This is a genomic window from Aeromicrobium sp. Leaf291 (genome assembly GCF_001423365.1).
In the GTDB taxonomy this organism is placed as follows: Bacteria; Actinomycetota; Actinomycetes; order Propionibacteriales; family Nocardioidaceae; genus Aeromicrobium.
Genome location: NZ_LMNM01000002.1, coordinates 1 through 19,006, shown reverse-complemented (window position 1 = coordinate 19,006; position 19,006 = coordinate 1). Strand labels below are relative to the sequence as shown.

Sequence of the window (19,006 nt, the reverse complement as noted above, 5' to 3'; positions counted from 1 at the left end):
GGCCGCGGCCCACCGCGCGCCCCGTGGTCGCCGTCTGGTGGTCACGACCAGCTCGAGCGCAGCAACGTCACCACGTCGAGCGGCGTGGTGCCGTACGCCGAGACCAGGGCGGCCGTCCCGACGTCCGAGCCGGCCGCGACCACGGTCGACGGGCCGAACCACCGCGCCCAGGCCTGCTCGAACGCTCGCCGACGTCCGGCGTTGCGGCCGAGCTCGGCGGGGACCCCGAACCAGGTCCGGGCGACGGGACGGGCGCGGCCGAGCAGCACCCGCCAGCCGGCCCCGGCGGTCGGCGAGGGTGCCTGGTGCCGCGCAATGAGCCACCGTGGGGCGACGACCGGACCCAGGAGCTCCTCGACCAGGTCGACGAACAGCGACGACGTCGACGCGTCCGCGTCGAGCTCGAACCGGTAGGTGCCCGTGGCGTCGACCACGGCCCGCACCCCGACCGCACCGGGGCCGCCGAGCCCGGCGGACGCCATGGCGTCGGCCACCACCCACGCATGCGCGGCGAGCCCGGGGTCACGCGACGCCTCCCGCGCCGCGTCCCACGGCGACCACCGCGCTGACCGACCGGTCCCGACGACACCTGCCTCGCCCATCCGCGCCCAGGGCGGCGTGGGGGCGTCCACGGTCCGCGGTGGCTCGGTCTCCCTCGACGGCCCCTCCTCCCGGACCCGGATGGCTCGCCGCACCTCGTCGCGGTACGCCTCCCCCACCCGCCAGCGTGCGCGGATCACGTCGCGCTCGGCCGTCCGCTGGGCCATGTCCAAGGTGACCACCGGGAAGAGGTCGGTCTCCGGCGGCGCGAACGGCGAGAACCGTGCGTCCACGTGGGCGACCCCGGAGACGACCTGGCCGTCGTCGTCCACGCCGAAGTAGCCGTCGTGCTTGCGGACGAAGCGGCGCCAGTCGGAGTCACCACCGGGGTGGTCGGGTGCCACGCAGACCACGCTCCACGTCGTGGCGACCTTGCCGGGCCACGTCGGGTCGACGCGCAGGGCGCGGCCCCGGGTCTGCGTCACGGCCGACGTGGTCGACGCCGTCGACAGGTCGACGAGGGTCGAGACCCGGGGTGCGTCCCACCCCTCGCCGAGCAACGCTCGGGTGCCCACGAGCACGTCGCAGTGCCCCGCCTGGAAGGCACGGGTCACGAGCGGCACCCACCGTCGGCTCGACCACGCGCCCACCAGCCGGTGGAACCGGCCCTCGAGGCCGGGCAGCGGCTCCGTGGCCAGGTCGAGGCCCGGGTCCAGCCCACGGAGCACCTCGGCCAGCCGGCCAGCGTGCTCCGCGCCGGCCGCGACGGTGCGCCCGGTGAGCAGCACCGGCTCGAAGCCCGCGTCGAGCAGGGCGTCCATGACCTCCAGCGCCGAACCGTGCTCGGCCGGCGCGTCGCGCAGCACGAGCGACGACGTCGGTGAGGCGCGCTCGTGGTCGCACACCACCACGGCCCGCAACCGGTCGCCGAGGGCGGACCGCTCGGCCAGCAGCACCTCGGCCGCGGCGCGCATCTTGTTGGCACTGCGCGACAGCACGCGGTCCACCGCGGACCCGGCCCCGCTCACCCCGCGGCGGGTGACCCGGAACCCGATCCCCGGCATCGCCTTGCGCAGGTCCTCGATGACCGAGCGGTCCTGGTCGAGCTCGCTGCGGGCCAGGCAGCCACGCACCCAGTCGTCGACGAGCCGCGCCCAGTCGTCGGCCGTCAGGTCGGTGCGGTGCTGCTCGCGCAGCACCGCACCCTCGGGCAGGTCGAGCAGCCCGGCGGCGACGAGTCGCAGCACCGAGGTCGCCAGCTCGGGCTCGTCGCGCTCGAGAAGGGCCCACGGGACGGGGAGCTCCCCGATCCTCCGGTCGAACCAGACCAGCAGGGGCACGGACCCGTACCCGGGGCTCAGCAGCTCGGTGGTCAGCTCGGCGAACCTCGTCGCCGAGGACGCGAGCCACGTCTCCTCCTCGTCCGAGGGGCGGGTCAGCCAGGCCAGCTCCGCGAACGGTGCGAGGACACCCTCGCGGACGGCCGCAGGGATCGACGCCTGGTAGACCACGTCACCGAACAGCTCGTCGACCTGCTCGGCCTGGCGACGGCTCAGGACGCCGGGCGGGGTGGCCGTGAGGCCGAGCACGAGCACGTCCTCCAGGGGGTCGAGCACCTCGCGGAGCAGGGCTCCCCAGACCTCGAGCAGGTGGTGGCACTCGTCGAGCAGCACCGTGAGGGGTCCGGCGTCCCGCAGCGCGGCGACGAGCGCCCGTCCGTTGTCGTGCAGGCGGTCGACGAGACTGCCCTCGTCCCCGTCCTCGTCCTCGCCCTCGTCGGGCGAGAACGAGGCGAGCGACTGGTAGGTGAGCACCGTGACGTCGGCCGTGAGGTCCCGCTCGGCACTCGCGGGCCCTCGTCCGTACCGCCCCCAGGTGGCGATCCACTGTGCCTGGATGGCGGTGTTGGGAACGAGGACGACGGCGCGCCGGCCCTCCTCGGCGAGGCGTGCGGCCACCAGCTCGGTGCCGAGGACCGTCTTGCCGGCCCCGGGCGGGAGCGACACCCAGTACCGACGTCGACCGGCCGCCCGCGCCCGCTCCACCGCGGCCAGGGCCTCGGCCTGGAAGCGCCGCAGGACGAAGGGGTCGGGCATGGCGTCCTCTGCGGGTCGGGAAGGTGGTCGCGATCTGCCAGCGTAGGAGCCGGGCCGCCCCCTCGCCCGACCGCTCAGGCCACGGGCACGTGACGACCCAGGAACGCCAGCTCGTCGCGCACCGTCGTCTCGAACTCCTCGCCCACGTAGATGTCGAAGTGGCCGGTGTCGCGGCGCACCACCTCGCCGTGCGGCGCGCGTGCGACGTGCCGCAGCGTGGCCCTCGCCGGCGCCACCGTGTCGCGCTCGCAGACCACGAAGAGGGCCGGACAGCCAAGACGGCGGGCACGGGCCCCGGGGCGCCCGGTGGCGATCGAGAGGGCCACGCGCGCCGCGACCTCGTTGCGGAAGGTCGAGCCGTCCTCGACCAGCGCGAGGTAGCCGGGAACGGCGTCCGGCGCGGTCATGAGGGCGACGGTGCCCGGCTCCCCCGCGAGGGGGATGGTCCGAGGGGGACGACGGAACCACGAGCCGACCAGGTCGCGAAGCGCCCTGGCCGTGACCCGCAGGGACGTCAGCGGGCGCACAGCGAGGCTCGACGCCAGGCCGTCGGTGTACGGGCACTGCGACACCACGGCAGCCAGGCGCGGATCCTGCGCGCCCACGGCGATGACGTGCCCACCGGAGAACGAGGACCCCCACAGCACGACCCGGTCGGGGTCGACGCCCGGCAGCGTCCGCGCGAACGCGACCGCCGCCGCCCAGTCCTGGCGTTGACGCCGGACCGAGAGCAGCTGGCGCGGCTCGCCGCCGCTCGCACCGAAGTGCCGGTAGTCGAACACCAGGCACACGTATCCCGCCTCGGCGAAGCGCTCGGCGAACGCGTCGAGCCGCATCTCCCGCACGCCGCCCAGGCCGTGGGCCATGACGACCACCGGACGGCCGGGGTCGCCGGCGGGTCGGTACACCCAGGCCGCGCAGGACGTCCCGTGCGACGTGAACGTGACGTCCTCGCGCTGCGTCATCGGTCCGTCGCCCCGGTCAGAGCTTGTAGTCCTTGAGGAGCGCCCGGCCGATGATCATCTTCTGGATGTCGGACGTGCCCTCGCCGATCAGCATGAACTTGACCTCGCGCATGAGGCGCTCGATCTCGTACTCCTTGGAGTAGCCGTAGCCGCCGTGGATGCGGAAGGAGTCCTCGACGACCTCGTTGGCGTACTCGCTGGCAAGCATCTTGGCCATGCCGGCCTCGACGTCCATGCGCTTGCCGGTGTCCTTCAGGCGGGCCGAGCGGACCATCATGGCGTGGATCGTCTCGACCTTGGTGGCCATCTCGGCCAGGCGGAACAGCACGGCCTGGTGGTCGGCGATCTGCTTGCCGAAGGTCTTGCGCTGCTGGGCGTAGGCGATCGCGAGCTCGAAGCCCCGGATCGCGAGGCCGCAGGCGCGGGCGGCGACGTTGACGCGCCCGACCTCGACACCGTCCATCATCTGGAAGAAGCCCTTGCCGGGCTCGCCGCCGAGGATCTGGTCGGCCGAGATCTTGTGGTCCTCGAGGATCAGCTCGGTCGTCTCGACGCCCTTGTAGCCCATCTTCGCGATCTTGCCGGGCACCGTGACGCCCTGGGCCGTCTCGCCGAAGCCCGGCTCCTTCTCGACCAGGAACGTGGTCATGTTCTTGTAGACCGAGTCCGCACCCTCGTCGGTCTTGCACAACGTCGCCACGAGCGTGGACGTGCCGCCGTTGGTCAGCCACATCTTCTGGCCGGTGATCGAGTACGAGCCGTCGTCGGCCTTCGTGGCCTTGGTCGAGATCGCCGAGACGTCGGACCCCAGGCCCGGCTCGGACATGCTGAACGCGCCGCGGACCTCGCCGGTGGCCATCTTCGGCAGGTACTTCTTCTTCTGCTCCTCCGTGCCGTGCTGGATCAGCAGGTAGGCGACGATGAAGTGGGTGTTGATGACGCCCGAGACGCTCATCCAGCCGCGGGCGATCTCCTCGACCACGAGCGCGTACGTCAGCAGCGACTCCCCCAGCCCGTCGTACTCCTCGGGGATCGTCAGGCCGAAGACGCCGAGCTCCTTGAGTCCCTCGATGATCTCGGTCGGGTACTCGTCGGCGTGCTCGAGCTCCTGGGCGACGGGGATGATCTTCTCGTCGACGAACTCGCGGATCGTCGAGAGGATCGCGGTCTGCTCCTCGGTGAGGCCCTCGGTGCTGGCAAGACGTCCCATGCGTGCTCCTGAGTCTGGTGGGGTGACGTCCTGACCATACCGATCGGTAACGTCGCGCACCGCCCGACCTCGGGTGACCCACGGCACGTCGCCGCTGCGCGTCCCGCTCAGGCGACCGGTTCGACGGGGGTGCGTCGGGAGCGCACCACGACCACCAGACCCACCACGACGAGCCCCAGCCCGAGGTACACCCCGGCCGGAGGCGCCTGCCCGAGGAAGGCTGCGGCGAGGAGCGCCGCCGCGGGGACCTCGAGCAGCAGGAGCAGGGAGATGACGGTCGGGCTCATGACGACGAGCAGGTGGTTCAGCACCGAGTGCCCCAGCAGCTGGGCGCACACGGTGACGGAGGCGAGCAGCACCCACACGCGGGCGTCGTAGCCGACGAAGGAGGCGCCGGTGGCGACGCAGCCGACGGCCAGGACGAGTGCGCACACCCCGTAGCAGAGCGTCGTGTAGTGGGTCGTGGTCAGGCGCCGCCGGGCGCCCTCCCCCGCCACGAGGTAGAGCGCGGCACCGAGTCCGCCCACGATCGCGAGCAGGTCGCCCAGCAGGGCTCGCGACGACACGGTGAAGTCGACGCCCGAGACGACGAGCACTCCGACCGAGGCCACCGTGCAGCCGACGACGACCCGGCGCCCGGGCCGCACCCCCCGCAGCCGGTCGATGGCCACCACCCACACCAGCTGGGTGCACGTCAGCGCCGTCGCGGCCGCCACCGTCGTGAGCTTGAGCGCACCCACCCAGGCGGCGAAGTGCACCGCGAGCATCAGGCCGGCGAAGACCGTCCCGCGCAGGTCACGCCACCGCAGGCCCGCCAGGTCGGCGCGCCGACGCACCGCGAACGGCGCGAGCACGGCCGTCGCCGCGGCGTTGCGCCAGAAGGCGATGACCAGGGCGGGTGCAGCCGTCGCTGCCATCAGCGGTCCGGAGGCGCTGACGCCCAGCAGGGCGACGACCGCGAGGAACCAGGTCACGGGCGGACCCGTGACCGGTCACTCGCCAGGAGGGACCTCGGAGTCGCCCGCGCCGCTGCGGCGACGCAGTGCGGCGAGCAGGGCGAGGGCGACCACGACGAGGGCCGCGACGCCGGCGGCGATGATCCACCACGCGGGTCCGCCGTCGGACGACTCCTCGGCCGCCTTGTCGTTGGCGGTCTCCTTCGGGTCCTCGAGGTAGGTCGGCTCGCCCGACTCCTCACCCACGACGCTCGTCGTGAGAGTCACCGCGATCTCGCCGATCTCCTCGGTCGAGGCGGCGGACATCGGCAGGACGGTGATCGAGCAGTAGAAGTCGCCGTCGACCTGCGTCGCCTTGGGAGCCTCGCTCGTCGACTCGCGGTTGCGGTACACGACGGGCGGCGACGCCGCGTGCAGGGCCACGGCCTCGTCGCCGCGCCACTGCTTGCGACCGGTCTGCGACGAGAAGTCGTCCGCGACGGTCTTGAGAGGTCCGTACACCCGCACCTGGGTGTTCACGCCGACACCACGTCCGAAGGCGTCGGCCGCCTGGGTGGACGTACCGAGCGTCGCGTCGCACACCGCCGACTGACCCCAGCCCACGTCGGGGACGCGGTAGAACAGCGTCTCCCCGGCCAGGACCGAGTCCTCGTACGTGCCAGGCGCGGTCGGGGGCGCCGACGAGAAGTTCGGCCCGCCGATCACGGACACCGGGCTGCCGCTCGGGGCGTCACCCTCGATGGCGTCGGAGAATCCGCTCGCCTTGCCGAACGGGGCCGGCAGTGCGTCGGGGTCCTCGATACCGGGCTCGGTGCGCAGCAGGATCTCCAGCCCCTGGACCTCGTCGTTGTTCGAGCCCACCTGCGCGACGTACGGTCCCTCGCTGCAGTCCTGCCGGTCGGCGGCGGACAGCGAGTAGGCGGCCACGATGGGTGCGCCACCGTTGCCCGCGCCCTGCGAGGCCTCGCGCACCCCTCGCCCGCACGCCTGGCCATCGGCGCCCACGATCTTGAGGTCGACCTGGGAGACACCGGAGAAGCCCTTGGTCGGCAGGGTGGCCGCACTCACGTGGATCGTCCCCTTGCCCGGGTCGGGAAGGGCGTAGTTCTCGACGCCGGAGTCGCCGATCGTGTCGAGCCACTGGCCGTCCTCGATCTCGGCGGCGTCCTCGGGGGACGTGCCACCCTCGACCGGGAGGCCGGCCGCCTCGTAGCCGCGAGCCGCGCGGATGGACGTGCGCGTCAGCGTCTCCTGGAGCTCGGACAGGTCCCTCACGTCGTAGTAGGTGCCTCCACCGGCCGACGCGACGCAGGTGAGCTGCTCGCGCGACTTGGCGTCGACCTGCAGGCCCACGACGTCGACGTAGAAGTCGGCGCCCTTCTTCTTGAGGTCGGCCGCCACCTTGCACGGATCACCCTGGCAGTTCTCCTCGCCGTCCGAGACGAGGACGATGCTGCGCGGGCCCTCCTTCGGCAGGTCGGCGTAGGCCTTCTCGAGCGAGTACGCGATCGGGGTGTTGCCGAGCGGCTTGAGCTTCTCGACGCCTGCGCGCAGGGCATCCTTGTCGACCGGCTCCACGGGGACGAGCAGCTCGCTGTCCTCGCAGGAGCCGGGACCGTCGCTGATCTCCGAGCCGTAGACGCGAAGGCCGACGTTCGCGTCGTCGGGAAGGTCGTCGATCACGCCGTTGAGGCCCTTCTTGGCCTCCTCCATGCGGGTGCTTCCGCTGCCGCCGGCCTCCTTCATGGATCCCGAGCCGTCGAGGACGAGGATCAGCGAGCCTCCGCCCTGGCCGAGCACCGACTCGTCGTCGGCCGCCGAGGCGGTGGGTGCGACCCCCAGGAGGAAGGTGGCACCGAGCGTGACGCTCGCACCGATGGACAGTGTCGTGGAGATCCCCCGCAGCATGGCCAGGAGTCTAGAGCAAGGTCCAGGACCGGCCGCACTGTGAGACAGGTGACGATTTCTTGGAAAAGCGTGACACTTGACCCGCTGCACCGTTGGATTTCGCAACGGGGACGTATCCGGATACCGTACGTTCGTCCTTCAGGCCATGTGGCCCGAGGGACGACAAGACCATGGTGGGGGAGCCAATGAGAAGTCGCGTCGTGCTGGTGACCCGGCTGGGTTCGTCCCTGGGTCTGTCGGGTGAGCACGACGGCCTGACCGTCGCCGACATCCGTCATCCCGATGCCGTCGAGACGACCATCGCCGGAGTCCACCGAGCTGGCGAGCTGCCGATCGTCACCTGCGCCGTCGCCGACTACGAGGAGGTGCGGACCCTCGTCTCCTACGCCTCGGTGCGGTACCCGGGGCTGCGGACCTGCATCGAGCCGCTCCCCGGCGGACCGCTCGCGGTGGGCGTGCTCTCCTCGCTGGTCGACGACATCGACGACGCCGAGGACGGTCTGGCCTGGCAGCTGAACGCCATCGACCTGCTGCGTGCCCAGGCGTGGTCGGCCACCTGGCTGCCGTCGGTGGCCAAGAGCCGCAACCCCAACCCCTCGCTGTGGCACCACGCGATGTCCTGGCTCCCTGGCTCGGGCTTCCTGACCGTGCACCACCCGACACCCAGGATCGTGCGGGCCCCCAAGGCGCCGATCTCCGGGCTGGACCCCCTCCCCGAGACCGCACTCCTGCACTCCAGGGCCACCCAGGACACCTGGGTCGTGGACGCGGTCCGCCAGGCTCTGCAGCCCCAGAGCACGAGCGAGATGAGCTCGGTCCGCGACCAGGTCGACGCCCACGGCACCGAGCGCGCCGTCGAGCTCGTCGCGATCCCGCTCGCCTACCACTCCGACTCCCGCCCCGTCGACGTCGTCGACTGCCTCGGGTGCGGTCTGCGCCACGCGCGACCGACCTGTCCCGTGTGCGGGATGAGCACCGACGCCCCCGAGCTGAACGACCCGGCTCCCACTCCCCTGCCCGAGTTCGACCCGGAGACCCCCGTCCCGGCCCCGAGCGGATCGTCCGCCCCCGAAGGAGACCGTGAGTGAACCCCCGTCAACGCCGTGGCGTGCTGATCATGCTCGCCGCCGCACTGGCCGCCGTCGCGCTGTTCTTCGTGGCGATCCAGTACATCGGCTCCGTGAACTCGCAGGTCGCGCCGAAGATCACCGTCTACCGGGCGGCGGACGACCTGTCCGCCTACGCCGTGATCGAGGAGGACGACCTCGAGTCCGTCGAGGTGCCGGAGAAGTGGGTCTCCGAGCAGGCCACCCGCAACCCCGAGGACGTCGTCGGTCGCCGGGTCGCGTTCAACCTCGCCCAGGGCACCTACATCGGTGACGACATGATCCTGCCGACGTCGGCGCTCAACGAGAACGAGCGAGAGATCGCCCTCACCGTCGACGCGAAGACCGGCGTCGCCGGTCGCGTCCGGGCCGGCGACTTCGTCGACGTCTACGCCGTGTTCGGCGAGGACGCCGGCACCGGCACCTCCCGCGTGCTCGTGCGCAACGTCCGGGTCGTGTCCGTGCGGGGTGCGGAGACCCGGACCCAGACCACCGACCGTGACGAGCTCACCGAGCAGCAGGTCATCCCGGTCACGCTCGCCCTGGAGCCGACGGCCGCCCTCTCCGTGACGTACGCGGACTCCTTCGCGCAGGTCGTGCGACTGGTGGGTCTGCCGCCGGGCACGAACACCAGCAACCGCTCCGACGAGCGCGAGAAGGTCGACGCCGACGATCTCGACATCCCCAAGGGAGAGAACTGATGGCTCGCACCGTCCTCATCGCGGCACCCGACCAGACGGCCGGGTACGAGCTGCGCGCCCAGGTCGAGGAGCTCGACGGGTTCACGATCGTCGACGTGGCCGAGTCGACCGTCCGGCTCCAGGAGCTGGTCACCCAGCGCGACCCCGAGATCGTCCTCATCCACGAGCAGGTCGGTCCCGTCCCGGTCCTCCAGGTGTTCCGCGAGATCGCTGCGCGTCGCCCCGGCACCGCGCTGCTGCTGCTGAGCGAGGAATTCACGCCCGAGGTGTTCTCGGCCGCCATGGACGCCGGAGCACGCGGCGTGCTGCGCTACCCGGTCTCCCACGAGGAGCTCGAGAGCCGGCTGACGTCGGCGGGCGAGTGGGTGCAGCAGATGCGCCGGCACCTCGTGAGCGACTCCAACGACTCCGACCTCGGCTCCCGCGGCCGGCTCGTGACCGTCCACGGCTCCAAGGGCGGCGTCGGCACCACCACGCTCGCCGTGCACCTCGCCCACGACTCCGTCACCCGGGTCCCCGGCCGCAGCGTCTGCCTGGTCGACCTCAACCTCGACACCGGCGACGTGGGTGACTTCCTCGGCATCGAGCACCGGCTCGACGTGTCCGACCTCGCGAAGGTCGCCGACGACCTCTCGGCGCAGACCATCGGCTCGGCGGTCCACCGCAAGCCGTCGGGTCTGGCCACGGTGCTCGGCCCGGCCCAGATCGAGGACATCGGACTCGTCGGCGACCGCGAGACGGTGCTGATCCTGGCCGCCCTGCGTCGCCAGTTCGACCTCGTCGTCGTCGACTGCGGTGCCGCCGTCAACCCGGCCAGCGCCGCCGCCGTCGAGCTCGCCGACACGGCCCTGCTGGTCACCACCCCGGACCTGCTGGCCCTGCGCGGCGTCCACCGCACGGTCGAGAAGTGGAGCCGGGTCGGCGCCCGCGACGTCGACCGGGTCAAGATCGTCCTCAACCGCACGAGCAAGGACAGCGACATCCAGCCCGAGGCGGCGTCCCGTCTGCTGCCCGCGCCCCCGCTGTCCACCACGCTGCCCGAGGCGTTCACCGTCCTCCAGCGCGGCCTCAACCACCAGGACCCGGCGGAGATCCAGTCCAAGGTGTGGTGGAAGCGCATCGAGGACCTCGCCGACGACATCGGCACGGTGCCCTCCTCGACCACCTCCGCCGCCACGACCCAGCGCCGGACGCTGTTCAAGCGCAAGGGCGAGGACGCCGCGCCGGCGCCCACCGCCGAGGCCGGTCAGGCCACCGTCGAGTTCGCCGGCGTGATCTTCATCGTGCTCTTCCTCATGCTGCTCATCTGGCAGATCGGGCTCTGGGGCATCTCCGCGGCCTACACGAGCCACGCCTCGGACGAGGCCGCGCGTGAGGCCGGCATCGGCGCGAGCCTCAGCCAGATCGAGGACAAGGCCCTCGACAACGTCCCGGGATGGTTCCGCGACAACATGACGGTGCGTCTCCTCGACGGAAGCAGCGCGGTGCAGGTCCGCTCGAAGATGCCGCTCCTGCTGCCCGGCGTCACCGTGAACAAGCTGGTCTTCACGTCCGAGACACCCGTGGTCAGGGAGGACAACTGATGTTCGGCCATCACAACCGCACCCAGCGACGCTCGGAGCGCGGCACCTCGACCCTCGAGGTCGTGGGCGTCGTGCCCCTCGTCGTCATCGTCATCATGCTGCTGGCCCAGGTGGCGCTCTCGCTCTACGCCATCACCACGGCCCAGACGGCCGTCCGCCAGGCGGCGCGCGCCGAGTCCCAGGGATCCGGCACCGCCACGACGGTCCTCAACGAGTCCCTGCCTGGCTGGCTCGAGGTCGGCCCCGGTGACGTGCAGACCTTCGGCCCCGGCCACGGTGTCCGAGCCCGTTTCGACGTGCCCGACCTCGTGCCCTTCTTCGACCTCTCCTTCACCCGAGAGAGCGTCATGCCGTGAAGCGTCAGACCTTCGGCACCAGCTCCGTGGCGTCGTCCGGCGCGGACGTCGACCGCACCATCACGGCGATGACGGACGAGGCCGACGACGTGCTCGTGGCCGACTTCCGCGAGAAGCTGCTCGACGAGATCGACCTCAACGAGCTCTCCAAGCTCGACCTGCCGCAGCGACGCGCCCGTCTCGAGCGGGTCATGACGCACCTCGTCGCCTCCCGCGGCCCCCTCCTCTCGAGCCGCGAGCGGACCTCGCTCATCCGACGCGTCGTCGCCGAGGCCCTCGGGCTCGGCGTGCTGGAGCCCCTCCTGGCCGACGACGCCGTCACCGAGATCATGGTCAACGGCCCCGACCAGATCTTCATCGAGCGCCTGGGTCGGATCGAGCTCGCGAAGGAGCGCTTCGTCAGCAACGAGCAGCTGCTCCAGACGATCGACCGCATCGTGTCCACGGTCAACCGTCGTGTCGACGAGTCGAGCCCGATGGTCGACGCACGTCTGCGCACCGGCGAGCGCGTCAACGTGATCCTGCCCCCGCTGGCCCTCGACGGCCCCGTGGTCACGATCCGCAAGTTCCCGCGGCCGTTCTCGATGGACCAGCTCGTCTCCATCGGCACGCTCGACGAGCGCACCGCCGACCTCCTGGCCGCGTGCGTGCGAGCCAAGCTCAACGTGCTCGTCTCGGGCGGCACCGGCTCGGGCAAGACGACGCTGCTGAACTCGCTGTCGTCGTTCATCCCCGAGCGGGAGCGCATCGTCACGATCGAGGACGCCGCCGAGCTCTCCCTCCAGCAGACCCACGTCATCCGCCTGGAGTCGCGCCCCGCCAACGTCGAGGGCAAGGGCTCGGTCACGATCCGCGACCTGGTGCGCAACGCCCTGCGCATGCGGCCCGACCGCATCATCGTCGGCGAGGTCCGTGGCGGCGAGACCATGGACATGCTCTCGGCCATGAACACCGGCCACGAGGGATCGCTCACCACGATCCACTCCAACAGCCCGGACGAGGCCCTGAGCCGCGCCGAGACGCTCGCCAGCATGAGCGACCTGGACCTGCCGTTCCAGGCCGTCCAGGAGCAGGTCAACAACGCGCTCGACCTCATCATCCAGCTGGACCGCGCCGCCGACGGCACCCGTCGCATCACCCGCGTCGCCCTGCTCTCGTCGAAGGGTCGCGAGCCGTACAAGCTCCACACCCTGAGCGAGTACGTGCCCGAGCCGATCGAGGCCGGCAAGGTCTCCCGCGGCGAGCACGTGTTCCGTCCCCTCCCGCTGGCGTTCGTGCGTCGGCTCCAGCTCGCCGGCGAAGCAGTGCCCGACGGCGCGACGTCACCCGCCCTGGACTGACCATGGCGCTGACGATCCTGCTCGCCTTCGCGACCACCTGCCTCGTCATCGGGGCCCTCTACCAGTTCTGGCTGGACGTCCGGGCCCAGGCGAGCCTGGCCCTCGCCGTCAACCCCCGGGTCGTGGAGGACATGACCCTGGCGCGGCGATCGAGGGTCGACAAGCTCATCCTGCGCACGCGGATCGGGCCCTGGACGCAGGAGGCCATCAACCTGCTGGGTTGGAACGTCAAGCCTCGGCACCTGCTGCTCATCATCGCCGCGCTCTGCGCCACGATCGTCGTGGCCCTCGGCGTCACGCTGTCCTGGCTGCTCGCCCCCGTCGGGGTGGTCGTCGGGGCGCTCCTGGTGCGCGGACGCGTGCGGAAGCTGCGCGAGAAGCACACCGAGGACTTCATCGCCCAGATGCCCGAGCTGGCCCGCACCCTCTCCAACGCCGCCTCGGCCGGGCTCTCCATCCGGACCGCCGTGGCCCTCGCCGCCGACGAGCTCGCCGAGCCGGCGCACTCCGAGCTCAAGACGGTCTCCGACGAGATCCAGCTCGGCGTCCCGCTCGACACCGCCCTGTCGAACCTGGAGGGCCGCCTGCCCTCCCGTGAGCTGGGGATCCTCGTGAGCTCGCTCGTCGTCGGCGCCCGCTCCGGTGGTGGTCTGGTGACCGCCCTGCGCGACATCGCCGAGACGCTGGACACCCGCAAGGAGGTCCGGCGCGAGATCAAGACGCTCTACACCCAGACGATCGCCACGGCCTACGCCGTCCTCGGCGTGAGCGGGCTCGCCGTCTTCCTGCTCGAGGGCATCAACCCCGGCACCGTCGACGAGATGATCACCAACCCGCTCGGGCAGGGCGCGATCATCTTCGCCGTGGCCGTGTACTCCGGCTGCATCTGGGCGGTCCGCAAGATGACGAGGGTGGATCTCTGATGTCGCCGCTGCTGTTCGGACTGCTGATCACCGGCTGCTTCGTCGTCTTCGCGCTCGGGTGGCGCATGGCGCGCGCCGACGCCCTCGAGGCGTGGGACGTCGCGGACATCGCCCTGCTGCGCGACGCCAACCGTCGCAAGCGCCAGGTGAGCCCCCTCGACCGGTTCGCCCGACGGCTCGCGCCCCAGCTGGCCCTGCTGCTCGGACCTCGCACCGTGGCCTCCATCCGCCGTCGCATCGACCTGGCGGGGCGACCAGACGGCATGACCGTCGACACGTTCCTCCAGCTGCTCACCAAGTACGCGATGTTCCTCGGCGCGGTCTCGCTCGTCTTCGTGATGCTGGGCAGCTTCGTCCAGGCGATCATCGCGCTCTTCGCGATCCCGCTGCTCCCCTTCGGACGGCTGTCGCGCCACCAGCGTCAACGTCGAGAGGCGATCGACGACGGTCTCCCCGACTTCCTCGACGTCCTCGCGGTCACCGTCGGCGCCGGCATCGCCTTCCGCTCGGCGCTCGACCGGGTCAGTGCGCGGTTCACCGGTCCCCTGCGCGACGAGATGGCCTTCACGCTCCACCAGCTCGACGTCGGCGTGCCGCGTCGGCAGGCGTTCTCCAACCTGCGCGACCGCTGCGACTCCGAGTCGATGTCGTCGTTCGTGTCGGCTTTCCTGCAGGCCGAGGAGCTCGGTGCGCCCCTGGCCGAGTCGCTCAACGGCATCGCGCGCGACAGCCGCCGCGACGCCGCCCAGCGGTCCCGCCAGAAGGCCGCCAAGACGGTTCCGCGGGTGACGCTGCTCGTCTCCATGGCGATGGTGCCGCCGACGATCGTCATCATCGCGGTCGGCATGTACCTGGGTGCCGACGTCGACCTCGGCGGTGTGCTCGGTGGGTGACGGCCCCCGACGCCCTCGTGCGTCGGTGCCCGAGGCGCACCTCGTCGCCAAGGTCGTGCAGTTCGCCTTCCTCCTCCGCCTGACGTCGCTGCTCATCGTGGTGATCACCCCGGGCGACGCAGTGACCAGCACCGTCGGCCTGACGGCCATCGGCTTCATCACCCTCAGCAGCACCGCAGGCCTGTACGCGACCGACCTGCTCACGCGCAAGGTCATGGCGCACCCGATCCTGCTCGTCCTCGACGTCCTCGTGGCCACCGCGCTCGCCCTGCTGCTGGGTGCGCAGAGTCCTCTGCTGGTCTACACGTTCTCCACGTCGGTGCTCATCGGCATCCTGCTCCCCCGGCGCATGGCCACGCTCGTGCTCGCCATCCAGGTGAGCTCCATCGTGCTGATCGCGATCGAGCAGGACACCCAGACCGAGTTCATCGGCATCCTGATCGTCCCGATCTGCTCGGCCACCCTGGGCGCGATGGGCATCCTGACCCGCTTCCTGCTGCAGTCGGCCGAGCGCGAGCAGGTGAACGCGCGCCGCCTGTCGGCCGACGCCGCGATCGAGCGGGAGCGCGCCCGCCTGGCCCGCGACATGCACGACTCGGTGGCCAAGGCCCTGCACGGGATCGCCCTCGCGGCCGCCGCCCTCCCGGCGTGGGCCGCCAAGGGTCCGGACCAGCTCACGGAGAAGGCCACCCAGCTGCAGCAGGCCGCGGAGTCGGCCGCCCAGGACGCGCGCTCGATCCTCGTGGACCTGCGCACCGAGACCGACGACCGCACCCTCGCCCAGCAGCTGCGGACCATGGCCGACAGCCTCACGCAGGGCGGCGTGCAGACCATCCTCACCGTGGGTGGCGTCGCCGACTGCGACCACAGCGTCAAGCGCGAGCTCGTGGCGATCGCCGGCGAGTCCGTCGAGAACATCCATCGTCACTCGGGGGCCGAGAACGTCGCGATCACCTGCTCGGGCGATCCGGACTCGATCGTCATCTCCATCCGCGACGACGGTCGTGGCTTCGACCCCGACCTCACGCCGACCGGCCACTACGGCCTCGTCGGCATGCGGGAGCGCGCCGAGCACGTCGGCGGCACCCTCGACCTCGTCACGGCACCAGGGCGAGGCACCACGGTCACCGTGCGCACGCCACGTGCCGCGAAGGGACCGGGATGAACGACCGTCAGCGAGTGAACACCGAGCACGCCGGGGCACCTCTGCCCTACCGTGCTCCTACAAGGGGGGTGGCTCCATGAGCACCGACATCAAGGTCCTCATCGTCGACGACAACGCCGTCGTGCGGATGGGTCTGCGCAACGTCCTGGAGGCCCAGGACGGCATCGCGGTCGTGGGCGAGGCGGCCGACGGCAACGAGGGCGTCACGCTCAACGAACGACTCGACCCCGACGTCGTGCTGTGCGACGTCCGGATGCCGGGCCTCGACGGCGTCGGCGCCGCCGCCGCCATGTCACCGACGAGCCACGTCGTGATGCTCACGTACGCCGACGACCTCGACGTGATCCGCAGTGCGATGGCCGCCGGGGCCCGCGGCTACCTGGTCCACGGCGCCCACCAGCCCGACGAGATCGTGGCCGCCGTGGTCAGCGCCTCCCGTGGCTCGTCCGTCCTCGGACCAGCCGCCACCGAGGCGCTGCTGAGCGCCGCCGGCCAGGCGCCGCCCCCGCGCGACACGAGCCAGTGGCACCTGACCGGCCGCGAGACCGAGATCATGGAGCACGTGGCACGCGGCCTGTCGAACCGCGAGATCGCGCGGTCCTGCTTCCTCGCCGAGAAGACGGTGAAGAACCACCTCAACAACATCTTCCCCAAGCTCGGGGTGACGACCAGGGCCGAGGCGATCAGCCTCTGGCTCGGCGCCTCGGACGGACCGGGCGGCGCGGTGTGAACCAGGAGTCGAGGGGACCTGCACCGGTGGGACCAGGATGGGTCCGGGGACCCATGTCCGACGACGCCGCCGCACCTATGCTGGACGAGTCGCTGCGCCCCCGCGCCGACAGCTCCCCCCTCCGTCCTGACGACCCTGCAGGAGTCACCGTGCTCGACCACGCCCGCCGACGTCCGGCCCGTGCTCGCGACGAGCGTGGTGCGGCCGCGCTGTCCCTGCTCGTGGTGGCGATGCTGCTCGGTCTGGCGATCTTCACCGCGATGGCGCTTCCCCTCACCAACGCCTCCGACGCGAAGGCCAAGAGCCGCAGCGCCGCCGATGCCGCTGCCCTGGCCGGGGTCGAGGCCTTCAAGGAGGACCTCGTCGAGGCGCTCAGGAACCTGCAGGCCTTCCCGGCCGGTGGTCTCCTCGCGGTCGTGCAGAGCGTCGACCTCGGAGGTGGCCAGAGCGCCGCCATCGAGTACGCCCAGCGCAACGACGGCACCCTGGTCACCTACATCCCGCGGCCGGCGGTGTCGGGCCTGCTCTCCTTCGAGACCTTCGCCAAGGTCCGAGGCCGCTCCATCGACGGTGAGCAGAACTACAGCGAGGCTCGCGCCAAGCTCGACCTCCCCGGTTGCGACCTCACCGAGTCCCTGCCCGACATCGAGCTCTCGTCCTACGAGGTGACCCCCTCGGTCGCGCGCGCCGACGACGGTGACGACGAGGACGAGGAAGAAGAGGAGGAGGAGCCGAAGCCGAGCTTCTCCCTCGAGTGCGACGGCGTCACGATCTTCAAGGACGTGACCGACCTCGGCGACCTCGGCTCCGGCGGCCTCAACCCGCTGATCGACCTCATCGACCGGTCGAACGCCCGCCTCATCGAGTGATCCCGATGTTCTTGCTCGCGACGCACCGGCGGTCCGAACGAGGGCAGGGCTCCCTGGAGACGGTCGGCGTCGTCGTCCTGGCCTCCATCCTCGTCGCCGCCACGACCGGCGTCGTCGTCCAGTCCAGCCCCGCGCTCCGGTCCGAGGTCGGCTACCGCGTCTGCCAGATCACCTCCCTGGGCGGAGGCGGCTGCGAGGACCCGGGCGACGAGATCCCCGGCGACGACGGTGCCGACCCCGACTCCCCCTGGGGCAACGAGAACGCCCGCCCGGACGGCAAGCCGGCGGTGGACGAGTCACGGCTGCCCGACGAGCCGTGCGTCGTCTCCTCGACCAGCGGATCCATCTCGGCGACCGGCTCCTTCGTGGTCTCGGCCACCGGCGAGCAGGGCATGACCATCGAGACGCTGTCCGACGGCACCTACCGGGTCTCGGTGCACGACGCCGGCTCGCTCGGGTACGGCGTCGGCATCGGGGTCGACGGCAACGTGGTCGTCGACGGCGTGCAGCAGGGTTCCACCGCCTACGCCGGGGCCGACATCGCGCTCGCCGGCCTCGCCAGCCAGACCTACTACGCCGGCAGCGAGCAGGAGCTGCAGGACCTCCTCGTGCGCGTCGCGGGCGAGCAGGCCCTCGACCAGGTCGCGCCGCGCATCCCGGGCCCGGCCGACATCCCGTTCGTCCAGGACATCCCCGTGATCGGAGAGCTGGAGGCCCTCGACAACCCCGTGCGGTGGGCGGTCGACCAGCTGGCCGGTCCGCCGCCGGAGCCCGACGAGCAGTACGTGCAGCTCGGACTGGAAGGCGACGCGAGCGCGGCGCTCGCCGGAATCGTCTACAGCACAGGCGCCGAGCTCGACATGGGCGTCTTCGCCGGCGCCCGCACGACCCCGGAGGGCTACGTCCTCACGTCGGTGGTGGAGGCCAACGGATCCGCGTGGGCGTCGGCCTTCGGCGGCGAGGCCCAGGCCATGGCCGGCGGCACTCTCGTGCGGGAGATCCACCTCGGACCCGACGGCACGCCACTCGGCATCACCATGACCCTCACCGGCGGCGCCAACGCACAGTCCGGCGACGTCGGGCCTGCGACCGACACCCAGGACAGCTACGTCGCCACTGCCTACGTCCCCTTCACCGGTGACGTCGCGACCGACGCGGGCATCTACCTGTCGGCCGCCAACATGTACCAGGCGCCCCAGTTCCTGCAGTCCGCCATGGAGACCGGCACCGTCAGCCTCGACCAGTACGAGGTCGACCCGAACACCTACGGCGCCAACGTCTCCATCGACATCCCGGGCGCCGAGGGTGGCCTGGGCGTCAACGGCGACCTCACGAACTCCACGATGGTGTCCTCCAGCTACTGGGACGGCAGCGGGTTCGTCGACCGCGGCTGCTGACGCACCTGTCACCTCCCGGGTCACGGTTCGGGCGGATCTGGGTCCGGTCCGGGTCTTCGGGCCCATGAACCGGGTCTGTCGGGCGGCATAGGTTTCTGGTGTCAGCAGGACGCAGCACCCGCCGACACCACGACCACCACTCCCCCTCATCCCTCAGGAGACACCATGTACACCAAGGCTCTCGCTCTCTACAGCACCGTCCTCGCCACCGTCCACGCTCCCCGCGAGGAGAAGGGCCAGGGCACCCTGGAGTACGTCGGCATCGTCG

16 protein-coding genes are annotated in these 19,006 nt (G+C 71.4%); 11 read left to right on the top strand and 5 right to left on the bottom strand.

Annotated elements, in window-relative coordinates; translation table 11 throughout:
• Positions 1-41 precede the first annotated feature (41 nt).
• The 5 genes from ASF35_RS09855 to ASF35_RS09835 all read right to left on the bottom strand — a co-directional run bounded on the left by ASF35_RS09855 (position 42) and on the right by ASF35_RS09835 (position 7,675).
• The gene (locus ASF35_RS09855) at positions 42-2,636 is read right to left on the bottom strand and encodes a DEAD/DEAH box helicase family protein (RefSeq protein ID WP_055966579.1); all 2,595 of its coding nucleotides are present in this window, start codon (positions 2,634-2,636) and stop codon (positions 42-44) included.
• Positions 2,637-2,710: 74 nt separating this feature from the next.
• Positions 2,711-3,601 (bottom strand): alpha/beta hydrolase, encoded by an 891-nt coding sequence (locus tag ASF35_RS09850; protein ID WP_055966577.1) that lies wholly within the window; start codon positions 3,599-3,601, stop codon positions 2,711-2,713.
• A 16-nt stretch (positions 3,602-3,617) separates the two neighbouring features.
• Positions 3,618-4,811 (bottom strand): acyl-CoA dehydrogenase family protein, encoded by a 1,194-nt coding sequence (locus tag ASF35_RS09845; RefSeq protein WP_055966574.1) that lies wholly within the window; start codon positions 4,809-4,811, stop codon positions 3,618-3,620.
• A 107-nt stretch (positions 4,812-4,918) separates the two neighbouring features.
• On the bottom strand, positions 4,919-5,785 hold the full coding sequence (locus tag ASF35_RS09840) for a DMT family transporter (RefSeq protein ID WP_200931753.1): 867 nt from the start codon (positions 5,783-5,785) through the stop codon (positions 4,919-4,921).
• A gap of 18 nt (positions 5,786-5,803) precedes the next feature.
• Entirely contained in the window at positions 5,804-7,675 is a 1,872-nt protein-coding gene (locus ASF35_RS09835) for a VWA domain-containing protein (protein WP_055966571.1), read from the bottom strand.
• Between the two features lie 185 nt (positions 7,676-7,860).
• Between ASF35_RS09835 and ASF35_RS09830 the strand changes: the two genes are divergently transcribed.
• The 11 genes from ASF35_RS09830 (at position 7,861) to ASF35_RS09780 (ending at position 18,738) form a co-directional block, all read left to right on the top strand.
• Positions 7,861-8,763: a hypothetical protein gene (locus tag ASF35_RS09830; protein ID WP_156364738.1), complete on the top strand. Its 903-nt coding sequence runs from the start codon at positions 7,861-7,863 to the stop codon at positions 8,761-8,763.
• Complete coding sequence (gene cpaB, locus ASF35_RS09825) at positions 8,760-9,482, top strand: Flp pilus assembly protein CpaB (RefSeq protein WP_055966565.1); 723 nt, start codon at positions 8,760-8,762, stop codon at positions 9,480-9,482. Before ASF35_RS09830 ends, cpaB begins: the two co-directional genes overlap by 4 nt.
• The gene (locus tag ASF35_RS09820) at positions 9,482-11,065 is read left to right on the top strand and encodes an AAA family ATPase (RefSeq protein ID WP_055966561.1); all 1,584 of its coding nucleotides are present in this window, start codon (positions 9,482-9,484) and stop codon (positions 11,063-11,065) included. The genes cpaB and ASF35_RS09820 overlap by 1 nt, the downstream gene beginning before the upstream one ends.
• A complete protein-coding gene (locus tag ASF35_RS09815; protein ID WP_055966558.1) occupies positions 11,065-11,421 on the top strand; it encodes a TadE/TadG family type IV pilus assembly protein in 357 nt (118 codons plus the stop codon). Before ASF35_RS09820 ends, ASF35_RS09815 begins: the two co-directional genes overlap by 1 nt.
• Positions 11,418-12,761 carry a CpaF family protein gene (locus ASF35_RS09810; RefSeq protein ID WP_235492920.1) on the top strand — a complete coding sequence of 448 codons (1,344 nt, stop codon included), beginning with the start codon at positions 11,418-11,420 and terminating at the stop codon, positions 12,759-12,761. The genes ASF35_RS09815 and ASF35_RS09810 overlap by 4 nt, the downstream gene beginning before the upstream one ends.
• 2 nt (positions 12,762-12,763) lie before the next feature.
• A complete protein-coding gene (locus ASF35_RS09805; RefSeq protein ID WP_055966555.1) occupies positions 12,764-13,684 on the top strand; it encodes a type II secretion system F family protein in 921 nt (306 codons plus the stop codon).
• Positions 13,684-14,577 carry a type II secretion system F family protein gene (locus ASF35_RS09800; protein ID WP_055966552.1) on the top strand — a complete coding sequence of 298 codons (894 nt, stop codon included), beginning with the start codon at positions 13,684-13,686 and terminating at the stop codon, positions 14,575-14,577. The genes ASF35_RS09805 and ASF35_RS09800 overlap by 1 nt, the downstream gene beginning before the upstream one ends.
• A 25-nt stretch (positions 14,578-14,602) precedes the next feature.
• A complete protein-coding gene (locus ASF35_RS09795; protein ID WP_156364737.1) occupies positions 14,603-15,742 on the top strand; it encodes a sensor histidine kinase in 1,140 nt (379 codons plus the stop codon).
• A 76-nt stretch (positions 15,743-15,818) separates the two neighbouring features.
• Complete coding sequence (locus tag ASF35_RS09790) at positions 15,819-16,472, top strand: response regulator transcription factor (RefSeq protein WP_055966545.1); 654 nt, start codon at positions 15,819-15,821, stop codon at positions 16,470-16,472.
• Between the two features lie 53 nt (positions 16,473-16,525).
• Positions 16,526-17,341, top strand: coding sequence for a hypothetical protein (locus ASF35_RS09785; protein WP_156364736.1), 816 nt, complete (start codon positions 16,526-16,528; stop codon positions 17,339-17,341).
• A 5-nt stretch (positions 17,342-17,346) separates the two neighbouring features.
• Positions 17,347-18,738 carry a hypothetical protein gene (locus ASF35_RS09780; RefSeq protein ID WP_156366923.1) on the top strand — a complete coding sequence of 464 codons (1,392 nt, stop codon included), beginning with the start codon at positions 17,347-17,349 and terminating at the stop codon, positions 18,736-18,738.
• Positions 18,739-19,006: the final 268 nt, after the last annotated feature.

Excerpts from the sequence above, each read along its gene's own strand:
- ASF35_RS09855 (WP_055966579.1), bottom strand. The coding sequence starts at position 2,636 with ATGCCCGACCCCTTCGTCCTGCGGCGCTTCCAGGCCGAGGCCCTGGCC.
- ASF35_RS09850 (WP_055966577.1), bottom strand. The coding sequence starts at position 3,601 with ATGACGCAGCGCGAGGACGTCACGTTCACGTCGCACGGGACGTCCTGC.
- ASF35_RS09845 (WP_055966574.1), bottom strand. The coding sequence starts at position 4,811 with ATGGGACGTCTTGCCAGCACCGAGGGCCTCACCGAGGAGCAGACCGCG.
- ASF35_RS09835 (WP_055966571.1), bottom strand. The coding sequence starts at position 7,675 with ATGCTGCGGGGGATCTCCACGACACTGTCCATCGGTGCGAGCGTCACG.
- ASF35_RS09830 (WP_156364738.1), top strand. The coding sequence starts at position 7,861 with ATGAGAAGTCGCGTCGTGCTGGTGACCCGGCTGGGTTCGTCCCTGGGT.
- ASF35_RS09820 (WP_055966561.1), top strand. The coding sequence starts at position 9,482 with ATGGCTCGCACCGTCCTCATCGCGGCACCCGACCAGACGGCCGGGTAC.
- ASF35_RS09815 (WP_055966558.1), top strand. The coding sequence starts at position 11,065 with ATGTTCGGCCATCACAACCGCACCCAGCGACGCTCGGAGCGCGGCACC.
- ASF35_RS09805 (WP_055966555.1), top strand. The coding sequence starts at position 12,764 with ATGGCGCTGACGATCCTGCTCGCCTTCGCGACCACCTGCCTCGTCATC.
- ASF35_RS09800 (WP_055966552.1), top strand. The coding sequence starts at position 13,684 with ATGTCGCCGCTGCTGTTCGGACTGCTGATCACCGGCTGCTTCGTCGTC.
- ASF35_RS09790 (WP_055966545.1), top strand. The coding sequence starts at position 15,819 with ATGAGCACCGACATCAAGGTCCTCATCGTCGACGACAACGCCGTCGTG.
- ASF35_RS09785 (WP_156364736.1), top strand. The coding sequence starts at position 16,526 with ATGTCCGACGACGCCGCCGCACCTATGCTGGACGAGTCGCTGCGCCCC.
- ASF35_RS09780 (WP_156366923.1), top strand. The coding sequence starts at position 17,347 with ATGTTCTTGCTCGCGACGCACCGGCGGTCCGAACGAGGGCAGGGCTCC.